Source organism: Glutamicibacter halophytocola, from assembly GCF_001302565.1.
Lineage (GTDB): Bacteria > Actinomycetota > Actinomycetes > Actinomycetales > Micrococcaceae > Glutamicibacter > Glutamicibacter halophytocola.
In genome coordinates this window covers 3,643,975-3,659,176 of record NZ_CP012750.1, presented here as the reverse complement: position 1 = coordinate 3,659,176, position 15,202 = coordinate 3,643,975, and the positions used below count along the sequence as shown (strand labels likewise).

General features: G+C 62.4%; 16 protein-coding genes. 8 read left to right on the top strand and 8 right to left on the bottom strand.

Translation table 11 applies throughout. From position 1 onward, the window contains the following. Positions 1 to 4: 4 nt before the first annotated feature. Together AOZ07_RS16850 and AOZ07_RS16845 are read right to left on the bottom strand one after the other, a co-directional pair. Entirely contained in the window at positions 5 to 1,609 is a 1,605-nt protein-coding gene (locus AOZ07_RS16850) for a carboxyl transferase domain-containing protein (protein ID WP_060703041.1), read from the bottom strand. A gap of 3 nt (positions 1,610 to 1,612) precedes the next feature. Next, positions 1,613 to 2,248: a TetR/AcrR family transcriptional regulator gene (locus AOZ07_RS16845; RefSeq protein ID WP_060703040.1), complete on the bottom strand. Its 636-nt coding sequence runs from the start codon at positions 2,246 to 2,248 to the stop codon at positions 1,613 to 1,615. A gap of 238 nt (positions 2,249 to 2,486) precedes the next feature. Between AOZ07_RS16845 and AOZ07_RS16840 the strand changes: the two genes are divergently transcribed. Then, positions 2,487 to 3,251, top strand: a complete 765-nt coding sequence (locus AOZ07_RS16840) for a carbonic anhydrase (protein ID WP_060703039.1) — start codon at positions 2,487 to 2,489, stop codon at positions 3,249 to 3,251. 201 nt (positions 3,252 to 3,452) lie between these two features. Here the strand turns inward: AOZ07_RS16840 and AOZ07_RS16835 are convergent, their stop codons facing one another. Both AOZ07_RS16835 and AOZ07_RS16830 read right to left on the bottom strand, forming a co-directional pair. After that, entirely contained in the window at positions 3,453 to 4,028 is a 576-nt protein-coding gene (locus tag AOZ07_RS16835) for a hypothetical protein (protein ID WP_060703038.1), read from the bottom strand. Beyond that, positions 4,025 to 4,567, bottom strand: coding sequence for an RNA polymerase sigma factor (locus AOZ07_RS16830; RefSeq protein ID WP_060703037.1), 543 nt, complete (start codon positions 4,565 to 4,567; stop codon positions 4,025 to 4,027). The genes AOZ07_RS16835 and AOZ07_RS16830 overlap by 4 nt, the downstream gene beginning before the upstream one ends. Before the next feature lie 96 nt (positions 4,568 to 4,663). Here AOZ07_RS16830 and AOZ07_RS16825 point away from each other — a divergent pair, with 96 nt between their 5' ends. The 6 genes from AOZ07_RS16825 (at position 4,664) to AOZ07_RS16805 (ending at position 7,241) form a co-directional block, all read left to right on the top strand. Further along, positions 4,664 to 5,194 (top strand): Asp23/Gls24 family envelope stress response protein, encoded by a 531-nt coding sequence (locus tag AOZ07_RS16825; RefSeq protein ID WP_236995216.1) that lies wholly within the window; start codon positions 4,664 to 4,666, stop codon positions 5,192 to 5,194. 24 nt (positions 5,195 to 5,218) lie between these two features. After that, complete coding sequence (locus AOZ07_RS18560) at positions 5,219 to 5,395, top strand: hypothetical protein (protein WP_098945523.1); 177 nt, start codon at positions 5,219 to 5,221, stop codon at positions 5,393 to 5,395. After that, positions 5,392 to 5,772, top strand: a complete 381-nt coding sequence (locus AOZ07_RS16820) for an Asp23/Gls24 family envelope stress response protein (RefSeq protein WP_060703036.1) — start codon at positions 5,392 to 5,394, stop codon at positions 5,770 to 5,772. The genes AOZ07_RS18560 and AOZ07_RS16820 overlap by 4 nt, the downstream gene beginning before the upstream one ends. Next, complete coding sequence (locus AOZ07_RS16815) at positions 5,769 to 6,320, top strand: DUF6286 domain-containing protein (protein WP_060703035.1); 552 nt, start codon at positions 5,769 to 5,771, stop codon at positions 6,318 to 6,320. The genes AOZ07_RS16820 and AOZ07_RS16815 overlap by 4 nt, the downstream gene beginning before the upstream one ends. Before the next feature lies 1 nt (position 6,321). Beyond that, positions 6,322 to 6,906, top strand: a complete 585-nt coding sequence (locus AOZ07_RS16810; RefSeq protein WP_060703034.1) for a hypothetical protein — start codon at positions 6,322 to 6,324, stop codon at positions 6,904 to 6,906. A gap of 74 nt (positions 6,907 to 6,980) precedes the next feature. Further along, positions 6,981 to 7,241, top strand: coding sequence for a GlsB/YeaQ/YmgE family stress response membrane protein (locus tag AOZ07_RS16805; protein WP_060703033.1), 261 nt, complete (start codon positions 6,981 to 6,983; stop codon positions 7,239 to 7,241). Between the two features lie 60 nt (positions 7,242 to 7,301). Here AOZ07_RS16805 and AOZ07_RS16800 read toward each other — a convergent pair whose 3' ends face one another. The 4 genes from AOZ07_RS16800 to pdxA all read right to left on the bottom strand — a co-directional run bounded on the left by AOZ07_RS16800 (position 7,302) and on the right by pdxA (position 13,410). Beyond that, positions 7,302 to 8,558, bottom strand: a complete 1,257-nt coding sequence (locus AOZ07_RS16800; RefSeq protein WP_373682634.1) for an SLC13 family permease — start codon at positions 8,556 to 8,558, stop codon at positions 7,302 to 7,304. Between the two features lie 212 nt (positions 8,559 to 8,770). Further along, a complete protein-coding gene (locus AOZ07_RS16795; protein ID WP_060703031.1) occupies positions 8,771 to 9,883 on the bottom strand; it encodes a PrpF domain-containing protein in 1,113 nt (370 codons plus the stop codon). A gap of 460 nt (positions 9,884 to 10,343) precedes the next feature. Then, positions 10,344 to 11,111, bottom strand: a complete 768-nt coding sequence (locus AOZ07_RS16785; protein ID WP_060703029.1) for a DeoR/GlpR family DNA-binding transcription regulator — start codon at positions 11,109 to 11,111, stop codon at positions 10,344 to 10,346. Positions 11,112 to 11,178: 67 nt separating this feature from the next. Then, complete coding sequence (gene pdxA, locus AOZ07_RS16780; protein WP_194943715.1) at positions 11,179 to 13,410, bottom strand: 4-hydroxythreonine-4-phosphate dehydrogenase PdxA; 2,232 nt, start codon at positions 13,408 to 13,410, stop codon at positions 11,179 to 11,181. A 216-nt stretch (positions 13,411 to 13,626) separates the two neighbouring features. Between pdxA and AOZ07_RS16775 the strand changes: the two genes are divergently transcribed. Next, complete coding sequence (locus AOZ07_RS16775; protein ID WP_060703028.1) at positions 13,627 to 15,201, top strand: ABC transporter substrate-binding protein; 1,575 nt, start codon at positions 13,627 to 13,629, stop codon at positions 15,199 to 15,201. Position 15,202 lies beyond the last annotated feature (1 nt).

Here is a 15,202-nt window from a genome sequence, read left to right as displayed (position 1 = left end):
TCGGCTACATCCGGAACAGGCCGAAGCTGGTTTCCGGCACTGCGGTGCGGGCGCAGACATCCAGGGCAAGGCCCAGCACCCTTCGGGTGTCCGCCGGATCGATGACCCCGTCATCCCACAAGCGCGCGGTGGAATAGTACGGGTTGCCCTGGGTTTCGTACTGCTCGCGGATCGGGGCCTTGAACGCTTCCTCTTCTTCGGCGCTGAAGCTGCCGCCGGAAGCTTCCAGCCCGTCGCGCTTCACGGTGGCCAGCACCGAGGACGCCTGGTTGCCGCCCATCACCGAGATGCGCGCGTTGGGCCACATCCACAAGAAGCGCGGGGAATAGGCGCGCCCGCACATGGAGTAGTTGCCGGCGCCGAAGGAGCCGCCGATGATCACGGTCAGCTTGGGGACCCGGGCGGTGGCCACCGCGGTGACCATCTTGGCGCCGTGCTTGGCGATGCCGCCGGCCTCGTAGTCGCGGCCCACCATGAAGCCGGCCAGGTTCTGCAGGAAGACCAGCGGGATGCCGCGCTGGTCGCACAGCTCGATGAAGTGCGCGCCCTTCATGGCGGACTCGGAGAAGAGCACCCCGTTGTTGGCGATGATCCCCACCTGGTGGCCGTGGATCTGCGCAAAGCCGGTGACCAGGGTGGTGCCGTATTCGGCCTTGAATTCGTGGAATTTGCTGCCGTCCACCAGCCGGGCGATGACCTCATGCACGTCGTAGGGGGCGTTGACATCCACCGGGACCACACCGGCCAGCTCGCTGCCCGGGTAGAGCGGCTCGGCCACCTGGCTCTCGATGTTCCACGCCGGGGCCGGGTTGGCCGGCAAGGTGGAGACGATATCGCGGATGATCATCAGCGCGTGACCGTCATTTTCGGCCAGGTGGTCCACCACCCCTGAGGTCTTGGCGTGCAGGTCCCCGCCGCCCAGCTCCTCGGCGGTGACGATCTCGCCGATGGCTGCCTTCACCAGCGGCGGGCCGCCGAGGAATATGGTGCCCTGGTTGCGCACGATCACGCTCTCGTCGCTCATCGCCGGGACATAGGCGCCGCCGGCGGTGCAGGAGCCGAGCACCGCAGCCAGCTGCGGGATTTTCTTCGCGGAGAGCTGCGCCTGGTTGTAGAAAATGCGCCCGAAGTGCTCGCGGTCGGGGAAGACCTCATCCTGCATCGGCAAGAAGGCCCCGCCCGAATCGACCAGGTAGATGCAGGGCAGGTGGTTCTCCAGCGCGATTTCCTGGGCGCGCAGGTGCTTCTTGACCGTCATCGGGAAGTAGGTGCCGCCCTTGACGGTGGCGTCGTTGGCAATGACCAGCACGTGCCGGCCGTGCACCAGCCCGATGCCGGCGATCATTCCGGCGCCGGGGCTGGCCCCGCCGTACATGTCCTCGGCAGCCAGCGGGGCAATCTCCAGGAACGGGGATCCCTGATCAAGCAGCTGGTCCACGCGTTCGCGGGGCAGCAGCTTGCCGCGTTCGACATGCCTGCGCCGGGATTTTTCCAATCCGCCAAGGGCTGCGCGCTCCAGGCGCCGGTGCAGTTCGGCCAGCAGGGGCGCGTTGGCCCGGGCATTGCTCTCGAATTCTGCGGGATCCGTGCGGGAAGAAAGCGTCTTCACTTTTCAGTCCTTCGGTTCGGGTTCGCTGGCGATCACCAGGGGGATGGGGAGCTCGGTGCGGGAAAGCGGGGACTCGTTGGAGACGGCGAGCATCCGCATGGCCAGCGCCACGAAGTTCAGTTGCACCTCGGGCAAGGACAGCCGGCCGTCGCGGCGGAACCAGTGGGAAACCCCGGTGCCCATTTCCATCATGGCCAGCCTGGCGATGCCCAGATCCCCGGTGCTGAAAGCCCCCTGGGCGGTGCCGTCCTGGAGAACCCGGGCGAAGAGCTGTTCATAGCTATCGCGCAGTGCCTGCATTTGGGCCGCGTTTTCGGTGGACAGCGCTCGCATCTCGTGTTCCGCCACGCGAGAGGTCTTGGGATTGGTGGCGGTGAATCCGACATGGAAGGCCACCAGCAAGGCCAGCTTCCGGGCGGGGTCGGCGCCGGCGGCCGAGGCGTGGGTGGCGCCGTCGATCATCGAATTGAGGCAATTCTTGATGATGCCAACGAGCAGCTCTTCCTTGCCTCCGACATAGTGGTAGAGCGTGGCCGAATTCAATCCGACTGCGGTACCCAATTCACGGATGCCGGTGGCGGCAAACCCGCGTTGGGCAAAGCAGGACACCGCTGCTTGCTGGACTGTACCGAGTTCCAAAGGACACCGCCTCGTGCTCCCAATCAATCGATTGACAGTGTCCATCCAATCCGACAAGCAGGGTGATGTCAATCACTTTCCGTGTTTCGTCATAAAGCCGGCGGCTCGGGGCGCGGGGCGAAATATTCGGAAATTTGTTTATGAATCAAATGCAGAAGATTACACTTCATGATGATATTTACTGCGAAATCTGAGTTAATGACATTCAGGTGCCCACGAATTACGAGCGGAAAGCACTATGCCACAACCCATTGACAGTGTCGTCAACGCGACCATAACCAGCCGTCGAAAACTCCTTGCGGGTGCGACCGGACTGCTGGCTCTCGCTGGACTGAGCGCCTGCGCAAGCGAAAAGTCCCCGCAAGCCACCACCGTCGGCCATGCGGCAACACCGAAGACGCCCGATGGCGTGCTCAAGGCGCTGGCCGAAGGAAACCAGCGCTTCACCTCCGGCCAGGTGCAGCATCCGAACCAGGATTCGCAACGACGTGGCGAGCAAGCCGGGCACCAAAGTCCCTTTGCGCTAGTCCATGGCTGCGTGGATTCGAGAGTGGCACCGGAGATGCTCTTTGACCAGGGCATCGGAGACCTCTTTGTCACCAGGACCGCGGGAGCGGTCTTGGATGACACCTTGGTGGGCAGCATGGAATTTGCTGTTTCCTCCCCCTACTCGGTCCCGCTGCTGGTCATCCTCGGCCACAGTGCGTGCGGTGCGGTGACCGGCACGCTCAAGGCCATGGAAGCCAACCCCCGGGACCCGCAGCTGCCCGGAGAAATGGAGGATTTTGCGGACCAAATCGCGCCCGTGGCCCGGAGCCGGAAAGTTTCAGGATCCGGCAGCGAGGCGGTGACCCAGGTGGTGGAGGCCAATGCGCTCGCCGTCGCCAAGCAGCTGGTGGAGCGCTCGGCAATCATTCGCAAAGCGGTCGAAGAGCAGCGCACCCGTGTGGTGCCGGCCGTTTACGACCTGGAAACCGGTGAAGTGAGCTGGCTGGAGAGCTAGGTTCAACCGGAAAGCCGCTGCCAAAGAGAAATCCCCGCCGGCTATGCCGGCGGGGATTTCTACGATCATCACTCGCACCTTCAATGAGGTAGCTACTACGTTACGCAAGCATCCTATGCCCCAGCTGAGCAGGGGCTTCGCGCTGGCAATGCATTCAGGAAGCGGCCCGGCCAGCGTCATGCTGCGTGAAAAGATGCGCTGCTAGTTCTTCTCTCGCAGCGTGACAGATTCGACGGCCTGGCCGTGAAGGTCCTCGATGACCAGGTCGACGACTACTTCCTCCCAGCTGATCAGCGGCCTGATGGCATCGCAAACGAAGCCAAGGACCTGCTGCTCGATGGCGTTCACGGTGCTGTCATCGGCCATGCTCACATGGCACTGGATTTTCCAGCGAAGATGCGGGATCCTCGCGTCGGTGGCTTTGATTTCGGTGTAGTTCAACTGCGTGGTTGTCGAGTCGGCGAACGCCTTGCGGATGGCCTTGATCAGCTCGAGGGATGACAGGCGCCGGGGCAGGCCAGTGGCGGGATCCTGCACATCCCAGATGCGCTGGCGAGGCCCAAGGCTGGCAATTTTCCCGAGGATCCCCTTCGAGAAGGCTTCCGGCTCGTGCTCGGGGGTCGAGGTCTGCAGCAAGCGGGTGATGAACCCGTTCTGGTCCTTGAGCCGCTGGCGTTCGGCATGGCACCAGCGGCACTGCAATTCGTGCAGGTCGGCGGGTTCGTCCAGATTCAGCAGGACGTCTTCGGAGGTACGTCCGCAGGGGAGGGTTGTCATGACACCGCCTCGCTGATTGCATTGCGTGCTCGTGCGAGTCGCCCTCGCACTGTTGATTCTGAAACGTTCGTGACCAGGGCCGCTTCCTTGTAGCTCATGCCTTGGAGCGCGACCAGCACGAACGTCTGGCGAAGCGCCGAGGGCAACCCATTGATGATCTGCCAGGCATCGGCCACTTCACCACGTTGCACGGCCACGTTCTCGGGCAGTTCCCGGTCGGGCACCGGGGTTTGCTCTAGCACTTCATCATCCACGGTTTGCTGGTCATTGGCACGTTGGCGGATGCGATCGAGGCAAATATTTCGCGTCATCCGGTAGAGCCATGTCTTGAATGCGGCACGTTCGCGCAGCGAGCCCAGTGACTGCCACGCGCGGATCCAGGCGTCCTGGGTGGCGTCTTCGGCATCGTGCCAGCTACTGAAAAAAGTCTTGCAGTATTGACGCAGGCCAGGGGTCATCACGGTGACGAGCTCGCCAAATGCTTCGGGGTCGCCTTCCATTGAGCGGCCAACAAGCACAGCCAGCCGGGTCGGTTCCAAGCACCCTCCTTGAGTGACCTAGATCACATTCAAAATGTGTGAGGATTTCTGTACAGCTCTCGTCTGTACGAGTGTAAGGCAAAAATTATCCCTTCAATGACTGAGGAGACCATCATGGTGCAACGAGATTCCCAAGGGCCGATCATCAAGCCAACCGGCGAAGAGCTGGAGCGCCAGGCCAAGGCGGCGTCAGCCAATGAAGCGCAAGCCAGCGAGAAGCTGCGCGGCCCGCTGCACACCGATCTGGGCAAGACAACCATCGAAGACCGCGTGGTCCAGAAGATCGCCAGCATCGCCACCCGCGAGGTATCCGGCGTCTACGCAATGGGCAACGCCGCCCGCCGGACCTTCAACTCGCTGGCCGAGCGCATCCCCGGTGCCCAGGCCAACGCCGCTGGCGGCGTGAGCGTTGAAAAGGGCGAGCAGCAGACCGCCATCGACGTCTCGATTGTCGTTTCCTACGGATTCTCCATCGTCGAGGTCTCCAGCGAGATCCGCTCGAACATCATCGCCCAGGTCGAGCGCGCCACCGGACTGGAAGTCATCGAGGTGAACGTGGAAGTCACCGACGTGCACCTGCCAGAGGACGATGACGATGACACTGAAACCCGTGACGGCCTGAAATAACTGTCCGCAGCTAAGGAGCAGAACATGTTACACGTCAAGTGGGGGCTGGCCATCGGCTGCCTGGCCGGGCTGCTGATCGCCTTCGGTTCATTCACCCAGTTTGTGGTGGTGGCATTCTTCACCATCATCGGCGCGGGAGTGGGCTGGCTATTGCAGGACAGGGTTGATCTCGGCCAAGTGTTCAGCAAACGTCGGCGGTGAAGCAGATGGTAGAGCTGTCCTCGCACCGTGGAAGCACCACGGTGAACACGGGCGTCTATTCAAAAATTGCTGCCCAGGCGGCCTATAAGGTGCCGGTGGTCGGCTCGGCCGCGGGAGGGATCCTGGGGCTGGGCAAGTACCGGGATTTTGACAGCCGGCCCAGGGCCAAAGCCGAGGTGCTCGGGAACATGGTTGTCATCGACCTGGATCTCGGCCTGAGCTATCCGAGCGATGTCCAGCAAGCCTGCGAAGACGTGCGAAACATGGTCGCTGCGGATCTGCGCGCATACCTTGGCGTTGAACAGGTGCAAACCGATATCCGGGTGAGCTGGATGTCGGCACCGGATGAAGGAACCAGAAACAGGAGGCTGCGATGAACAGGTTCTGGCACGTTCGCAGTGCCCGCACCTTGACGCTGGCGATCAGCTTTGCCATCCTGCTGGCCGCAAGCATGATCCTGGCGCTGTGCTGCATACTGCGTTTGGCCGACGGGCGTTGGCCCGGCACTGCCGAGCAGGGCATTGATGCGCTGCGCGGCCTGCGCTTCAACGACAACCTGGCAGTGATCGCCATGGCGGTCCTTGTGGTGCTCGGCCTGGTGCTGATGCTCAGTGCGCTGATTCCGGGGCGCCGGCAGAGCATCCTGCTCACCAGCGACGATCCTTCAGCTCGATCGGAACAGGCAATCTCATGCCGGGGAATATCGACCTTGGTGGGGCATGAGGTTGAACGAACCGATTCGGTCACCAGGGCGAGGGTGAAAACCAGCCCGGCCCTGGTGCACGTGAGAGTGCAGACTCCGGCCCACTCGGTCCAGCGCGTGCAGGACAACGCGCAGGCGCGGGTGCAGGCAGTGATCGACGGCTTGCCATTGCAACGCGCTCCCAAAGTCAAGGTCTCGGTGCAACGGCGAGGAGGGAACTGAAATGTTCACAACGCATGTGGTGCGGCAGCGAATCATTCTCGTGATCCTCGGCCTGGCGCTGCTGGCTGGCGGAGGATGGGGCCTGGCCTCCGTCTGGTGGGGGCTGCCTGCAGGAAATGATTTCGGCCAAGCCGAGATTGGCAACAGCCTGCCGATCGATCAGCAGTACCTGGTGCCATTGGGATTGGCGATAGGGATTGCGGGCATGGTGCTGTCGCTAGCGGTGTTGATCACCGCCATTCCGCGCCGCCCAGCGGCACACAAATTCAGATATGAATCACGCACCGAGGGGGTGAGCGAGATCGAAACTTCGGTCATAGCCAAGGCCGCGGAGACCGCCGCGCAGACGCAACCAGAAATCGTGGATGCGAATGTCCAGATCGGTGGCAGCGCAACCGAACCTGTGCTCTATGCGCGGTTCACCTTGCGCGCCGATGCTCCGGCGAATCGCGGTATCGAGCTGGTCAATGACCGGGTGATACCGGATCTCGAAATGGTGCTGGGAGCGCCCTTCGCCAGCAAGCACGTTTCATTCAGCTTCCAGAAGCCGGAAAAGCAGGATTCCCAGAAGGCCGTGCTCATCTGAGTCGGCACGGGCATCAAGAAATCATCACCAGCGGCACGCTGATCGTGCCACAACACTTGGGGGAGTAGAAATATATGGGAATTATTGGTTGGGTCATCCTTGGCCTCATTGCCGGTGCGATCGCCAAGGCGATCAAGCCAGGAACGCAGGGCGGGGGCTGGCTGGCAACGCTCTTGCTGGGCGTCGCCGGTGCGCTGCTTGGCGGCTGGATCGGTTCGGCTATTTTCGGTGTCGGCATTAGCCAGTTCTGGTCATTGTCGACGTGGCTGCTGGCCATCGGAGGTTCCCTGATCGTGTTGATCGTGTGGGGGCTGGTTACCGGCAAGCGCCGCTGAGTGCGCAAGCCAATGGGAGGGAACCATCACGGTTCCCTCCCATTGGCGTAGCCGGGGCAATTACATGATGCCGGTTGGCACCAGCAGCAACCAGGACAGTGCCGGTGCAATCAGAACCACGGCACCTGCGTACATCATCAGCTGCTTGTAGGTTCGGGTCCGATCGCTTTCCCTCACGTTAGCCACCACCAGTGCGCCAGCGGTGGAGAAGGGGGAAACATCAACCACGGTTGCGGAGATGGCAATTGCTGCCACGGTGCCGGAGACGCTCAGCGAGCTGACGGCCAGCAGCGGCCCGGCCAGCGGGATGAATGCGGCGAGCAGGGCGGTGGATGAGGCGAAAGCGGATCCGATGCCGATCACGTAGCACAGCACCAAGGCGATCAAGATCGGAGCGCCCAGGGCCAGGGCCATGTGGGCCAGGGTGTCGATCACGCCGATGTGGGTCAGCAGCGAGACATAGGTGATCATTCCGGCCACCAGCAAGACGGTGGACCAGGAAATGCCGGCAACAAACTTCTGCTGGTCCTTGATGTTCAACAGGGCCAGCAGCAAGCCGGCGCTCAAGGCGACAAAGCCGATGGGCAGGCGCAACACCAGGGCGCAGAAGAGCATGACGCCAATCAGCACCAGCGTGTAGATCTGCTGTCCTTGCGGACGGGTGGAGCGGATCTCCTCGACTTCCGTGTAGCCCTCGCCGGCGCTGGTGCGCAGCTTGCCCATCACGGCGAAGACGATCACGGTCAGGATCGACAGGATCAGGTTGATGGCGAAACTGGCGGCAAACAAGGCGTTGGCCGAAACCGGGAAGCCATTTTCCATGGCGATGTCATGAACCAGGACGCCCGAGACGGACAGCGGGGAGAATCCTCCAGCATGGGAACCGTTGATGATGAAGGCGCCCATCAGCAATGGATGAATGCGCGATTCGTAGGCAAATCCGATGGCGGCCGGTGCCAGCAAGGCGACGGCGGCAGGGGAGAAGGTGCCCAGCGAGGTCAATGCCGCGGCGACCAGGAAGAAAACCCAGGGAAGCAGCATGGTTTTGCCGCGAACTGCGCGGACGCAGTTGCGCACGATGATATCGATGGTGCCGTTGTGCTGTGCCATGGAGAAGAAGTAGGTGACGCCGATGATGGTCAGCACGATGCTGGCCGGGAAGTCCGCGAGGATTTCCTTGTCATCCATGCCCAGCATGAAGTAGCCGATGCCGAAGGATGCCACCAGGCCCATCACGCCGATGTTGACCGGCCATTTGGTGGCGATGATGAACATCAGCACCAGGACAACGAGCGGGATGACCTGTTCGGTGGTCAGCGAGGCGCTGGTGCCGGAAGGCTCCGCGCTGGAGAGCGCTGGAGAAGCCACCATGGCGATGAGCACCGCGATGAAGGCCACCGCGGCAACGATCAGCAGGTTGCGCTTGGTGCGCCGGTTTTGGCGCCGAGGATCGACGGTGCCGACAGCGATGGCTTCTTGTTCGGCTGGGGGTGCAGCCTTGAACCCTGTATTAGTCATGGTCTGGCTCCTCAGCGGCTTGCGCTTGCTAGGTCGGTTTCGGCAACGCTGCCGAGGGACTCGGGGAGGTGGATGGTGGAGCTGGCGATGGAGCGGGCGGTGCGGTCCACTCCGACGTACATGGACCCCTCGCGTTTTTCGCTCCAGGTTTCGATGACGCCGGCGGGGGTGCGCAGGCGCAGCGTGGCGCGCGGCGCGCCGCCGGTGATCTCGCCCAATATGGTGCCCGGGGTCTGTGCGCCGAGGGTCAGCGCGATGCTGCCGGTGATGGCCAATGCCGGGTGGGGCTTGCCCATGGAGAGCATCATGACGCTGGCATCGCTGTCTTCATCCTGCGGTGCCGCGGCGATGGCAAGTTTCGGGATGGCGCGGGCAGCCTGCTCAGGAGACGCGGCCAGGCCCATGCGCACCGCTGCTTCGCGGCGCACCTGGTCCAAGGCGATCAGTTGCGAGTCGACGGCGGCCATCCATGAATCATAGTTTGCGGTGTCGAGACCGAGTTCCTCTGCGCGAAGTATGACTACGGGTGCTCCGGCATCCACCAGGGATGCGGTCCACGCGCGGCCCGCGGCAAGCAGGATGTCTGTTGGGTTCGAGGTGGGCAAGAGGCTGCCGGTGGTCTTGCCGGCAGGGTCGCGGAATCCGAGCCCGACCTTGTAGCCGGCCGTTGCTACACCGGGCATCTGTGCCTGGGGAACGATGGGCAGTGCCCCGTCTGGCGTATCGACGCGCTGGATGATGATCTGCCCGGTATTGGTGTTGCGGGTGGTGACTCGGGTGGTATCCCCGGACGGGGTGATCCATCCTTGCTCGATGGCGTAGAGCCCGACAACTGCGGAGCAGTTGCCGCAGTTGCTTCCCCAATCCACGGTGGCTTCTTCGATGCCTACCTGGGCGAAGGTGAACTCCACATCGATTTCGGCGTCGCTGGAACGGTGCAGAATGACTGCCTTGCTGGTGGTTGAGGTGGCTCCGCCAACGCCGTCGATTTGTCGTGAATCGGGGCTGCCGAATACTTTCGGGAGCAGCTCATCGAGGCTGGTGGCCGTTTCGTCCAGGTGCTCGGATTCGAAGACCCAGCACTTGCTGGTTCCTCCGCGCATCCATTCGGCTTGTATGTTCATCGTCATTCCTACATCTCGTGGTGCCGCGCGTTTCGCTCCCGGTCACTCGGTTCGCTCCCGGTCACTCGGTCCGGATTCATCGTTATCCGGCTATGGAAAAACCATAATCTGCATCACATTTGAAGTCTACGTACATAAAATGCAAGGGCTTGTAGTAACGCTTAATTTGCCTAGATTGCAAGCTTATGCAGACTGCAATCTGATGATGAGCGATGTAGATAAAACGAAAAATCAGCCATTCAGGCTAGAGATTTCAGAGAATGAACAGAGTATTCAGTTCATTGAAGTACTGCTTATGGTTATCGGCTGTTGCTCGCGAAAGAAGTTTTTTTGCGGTGACGCGCTGCTCGTTGCCTCGACGTGAATGAACTAAAAATGCCGTTGCATCGCGCTCGGCGAGATGCAACGGCATAGCAAAAATTGATTGTTTTCGGGAAAGGCTTCGTGGCCTGCCAGATGGTCAGCCCGCGAGAATAATCTCCACGTTCGCGTCCTTGAATGGCGCAAGCTGGTTCTCGCTGGCCTGTGCGTCGGTGATCAGCGTCCAGCCTTCGGGCAATCTGGCCCAGGCATGGAAAGGATGCTGGTTGAGCTTGGAGCTGTCGGCCAGCACAAACACGCGCTGCGCCCGCGAGGCCATCTTTTCCTTGAGCCGGGTCTGCACGAGGTCGGCCTCGCAGATGGCATCGGGCGTGACGGCATCAGCGCCGAGGAAAACGGAATCAAAACTCATCCGCTCCAGGCAGTATTCTGCCAGCGGGCCCACAAAGGCGGCGCTGCGGTGGCGCAAGGTGCCACCGAGGCACTCAACATGTACCGACTCTGCCTCGGCCAGTTCCTCGACCACCACCAGCGAGGTTGTCGCCACGGTGAGTTCATTGGCGTCACGCAGCTCATGGGCCAAGGAGGCAACTGTGGAACCGGAATCCAGCAGGATGGTTTGCCCCTCGGACACCAGCGAGCGCGCCTTGCGCCCGATGGCGCTCTTCGCCACCGCGTTCTCCATGTTCCGCTGCCGGAACGTGGACTCGATCACCGGTGCGGTCAAGGGCATCGCCCCGCCGTAGGTGCGCGCAATCTTTCCTTCTCCGGTGAGCCGGGAAAGATCGCGGCGGATCGTTGAAGCGGTGACGCCGAATCGTTCGGAGAGTTCCTCTACGCTGGCCAACCCGCTGGTATTGGCCAGTTCCAGGATCTGCCCTTGGCGCACCTTGGCACTGGTCGACATGGGACTCCTTCCCCAGTTGATTCGGTGGGTCTACTACGCCGAGTGTATCGGCATTGGCCCGGTTCGCTTACTCGGCCGGGGCCGTCGCCAAATTCACCGACTGCTGCAGGGCCTCGATCATGCTGCCCACCTCGACAACGCCGGTGCCGGCAATATCAAACGCGGTGCCGTGGTCCACCGAGGTGCGGATAACCGGCAGGCCGACGGTGATGTTCACGCCAGCTTCGATGCCCAGAACCTTCACCGGGCCATGGCCCTGGTCGTGGTACATGGCGACGATCAGGTCGTAGTCGCCCCGGCCCGCCAGGAAGAACGCGGTATCGGCGGGCAGCGGGCCGATGGCGTTGATCCCATCGGCCTGCAGCTTTTCGAGCGCAGGGATGATCTTTTCTTCCTCTTCGCCATAACCGAACAGGCCGTTCTCGCCGGCGTGCGGGTTGATGGCGCAGACCCCGATCTTCGGGGTGGGATTGCCTGCGCGGACCAGTGCCTCATGGCCGCGGCGGACCGTGCGCTCAACCAGCCCGGGTTCGATTTTCTTGATGGCATCGATCAATCCGATATGGGTGGTCACGTGGATGACCTTGACCTTGGGCGTTGAAAGCATCATCGATACTTCATCGACACCCATGAAGTGGGCGAGCAATTCGGTGTGCCCGGGGTAGATGTGGCCGGCTTCGTGCAGTGCGGCCTTGTTCAGAGGTGCGGTGCAGATGCCCTGGACCTCGCCGCGCATCGCCAGTTCGCAGGCGATGCGGATGTAATGGTAGGCCGCGTTGCCAGCTTCGCCGGAAATCTTGCCCCATTCAAGGTCCGCAGACAGCAGGTGGGGGTCGATGACGTTGATGCGGCCGGGAACAAACTGGGCTTCTGCGACGTCGGAGATTTCCACGATGTCGGCCTTGAGGCCCAGGGCCTTCGCGCCCAGGGACAGCCGGTGGCAGTCGCCAATGACGATGGGCCGGCTGATGCTGTAGGCGTTGGCATCCAGCAGGGCGCCGACGGTGACCTCGGGACCGACTCCTGATCCGTCACCCATGGTGACGGCGATGAATGGACGGGAATCTGGGGAAATGGTGCTCATGGATTCTGGCTCCTGGGGAAGAATGGCGCGCAGATCGCGCAGGGTGGAAAAGGCTTTGGAAAGGATGCCGGGGCTGCCGAATGAACCGGGCTTGGTGCCAACCAGGCGCCCGTCGGGGGCTTGGCAGATGACCACTCCGGGTTCCAGCTGCTGGCGCGGGGCCAGCGAGGTGACACCGAGGTCGTCGAGGACGGCGCGTGCTGTTTCACCGCCGGTCAGGAAAAGATCCGAGTCCGGGTGCGCTGCAAGAAAGGCGGCTGCCTGGTTGCGCAGCTGGTGGAGCACTGCTGAAGGTTCCGCCCCGTTGCGCGCTGCGCGCAGAATCACTGGTTCCCCTGGCTTGGGCGCCGGCAGCTCGCCGGTTGTTTCGGCACAGGGGATGCCGTGGTTCTGGGCGAGTTCAAGCTGCTGCCCGGAGGGGCCCGAGGCCGAGCCGACGACACCCAGAAGGTGGCGAGCCGGAGCATCGGACGCGGCAGGATCCTGGTGCGCGGCCTGGCCGGCTGTGCCGTGACGCGCCGCCAGGGCGCTGGCCAGGGCCGCGTTCAGGGCTCCGGTGCCAACCAGGATGCTGCGGGCGAACAGCTCCGGGTGCGCGGCGCGCAGTCCGAGCCAGGATTCGGCGATGGAGTGCAGGTCCGCCTCGGTTGAGCAGTCGACGATGGCGATGGGTGCCGAACCGAGCGCGGCGGCCAGGTGTTCTTGGAACGATCCATCGGTGCTGGGCCGGGCCAGCGTTGCGGATTCGAGGCCACCGAGCAGGTCGGTGATGGATTCGGGGGCTTGTCCTGCTTCAACCTGCCAGGCATCCGTGGAAGCCAGCGGCTGGCCGGCAACCAGCGGGCGCCCGTTGTCAACGGTCCGCTCCAGGTGGGGCAGTGCTCCGGCAATGATGAGCCGGTAGCCGCTATCGGCCAGGGCCGAGAGCTCTGCGTTGAGGTTGCCGCGCCACAGCGAATCGATCTTCTTGAAGACCAGCGCGTCTTGCGAGGGCCGGCGGCAAAGATCCTGGATGCGCCGATAGGCCTTGGCGGGGTCCAGGTAGCGGCTATTGGTGTCCAGGACGGTGACGGGGCGGGACTTGTTTGAAGATCCCGCAGCGAGGTCAAGGGAAATCCGGGTCGCAAATCCCTGGTCGCTCCAAGGCAAGGATACTTCGCAGGCGCCGGAAAAATCATCGGCGAGAATCAGGACTTCCATTGGGTTCGTGGCCATGTGGATGCTTGTCACCTCCTTGAATCGGGTTCCGGATGGCTCCGGTCGAGCGTGTGCTTCTGGAGCCATCATGACACAGTTGCGCGAAATGCGCTATGCCTATTGCGCATTTCGCGCAATCGTGACAAAGTGTCCTTGAGATACACATCACAGCGAGTGGATGGCCCTGCAAGCAATGGGGCAAAGCGCTCCAGAAAGTCGATTGGGAGGTCGAAGATGACCGCACGATTCTCGCCCGGGATGTCGCGGCGCCAGCTGCTGCAGCTGGCCGGAGCCGCCGGGCTCTTTGCGGCAGTGGGGATGAGCGCTACCGCGTGCGCAGGACCCACCGGGCTGCCGGGCAAGGACACGCTGACCCTGGCCCTGAACCGTTCCTTGGTATCGCTGGATAACAAGCTGAACCAGTTCGATGCAGCCGTCACCGTGCAGCGAGCGGTCCGCGAGGGCCTGACCGCGATCGGCCCGGACATCGCACCGATTCCGGTGCTCGCCGAGTCAATGGTGATGGCATCGCCAACACGCTGGACCGTCAAGCTGCGCCAGGGAATCACCTATTCGGACGGGCGCCCGGTCAAGCCGAAGGATGTGGCCACCGCGCTGGAAATGTACGCCAAGGTGCAAGGCTCCTTCGTCGCCAGCTTCTTCCCCGAATTCCCCTCGGTCACCGAAGTCGATGAGCGGACATTCCATTTGGACTCCAAGGGGCCCATCCCGATCCTGGATGCGCTGATGGCGCTGATCCTGATTTCCCCTGCCGAGGATAACAAGGCAGAAGAGCTGCAGACCGGTGTGGGCACCGGGCCCTATGTTGTCCAGTCCTATGACCGCGGCGCCGGGACCTACACGCTGGTGCGCAATGAGAAGTACTGGGGCGAACCTGCGCCAATCCGCCAGGTCAACGTCCGCTTCCTGCCCGAAGAATCCTCCCGCGTGATCGCCTTGCGCAGCGGCGAAGTTGATGTCATCGATTCCATCTCGCCCAATTCCATGGAACAGCTCCAGGGCCTGCCCGGCGTCACCATCGACACGGCCTCCTCGCTGCGCTTGAACCAGATCTTCTACAACTTCCGCAAGCCGAAGTCCCATCCGCTCGCCGATCCCAAAGTCCGCGAAGCGCTGTCCTTCGCCATCGACGGCAAGGCCCTGGTGCACGATGTCCTGATCGACACCGTGGAACAGGCGCAGGGCGTGACTCCGACCAGCCTGTTCGGCTTTGCCAAGACCGGGGACTACGTTTACGACCCGGGCAAGGCGAAATCCCTGCTGTCGGATTTCGGCGTGGAGAACCTGAAGCTCAAGATCATCTGGGAGACCGGAGAATTCCCCTCGGATACCGCCATCATGGAGGCCCTGGTGCAGATGTTCGGGGACATCGGAGTGAAAACCGAGCTCCAGCAGTTTGAACCCGGAGGAAATATCCTGCAGTGGCGCCAAGGCAAGGAAGGGGACTGGGACCTGCTGGGCAATGGCTTCTCCAGTCCTACCGGGCTGGCCATCACGATGCTGCAGGGCATGTACGCAGGCACCGCGGAAAAGGAAAAGACCCGCGACACCTACCAGGGCTACGTCAACAACAGCGTTGAGCGCAAAATTGCCCGCGCGGCCTCGGAAGTCGACGAGGCCAAGCGCACCGAGTACCTCAAGGTCGCCCAGCAGGCAGCCTGGGACACCTGGCCCTGCGCGTGGGCCTTTACCCCCAAGTCAATTCTTGCCCGCCGCAACCGCGTGCAAAACCTGGAACTATCCGCCGCCAACGCCTACCCGCTGGCCCGTGTGGGATTGGAGAGCTGAG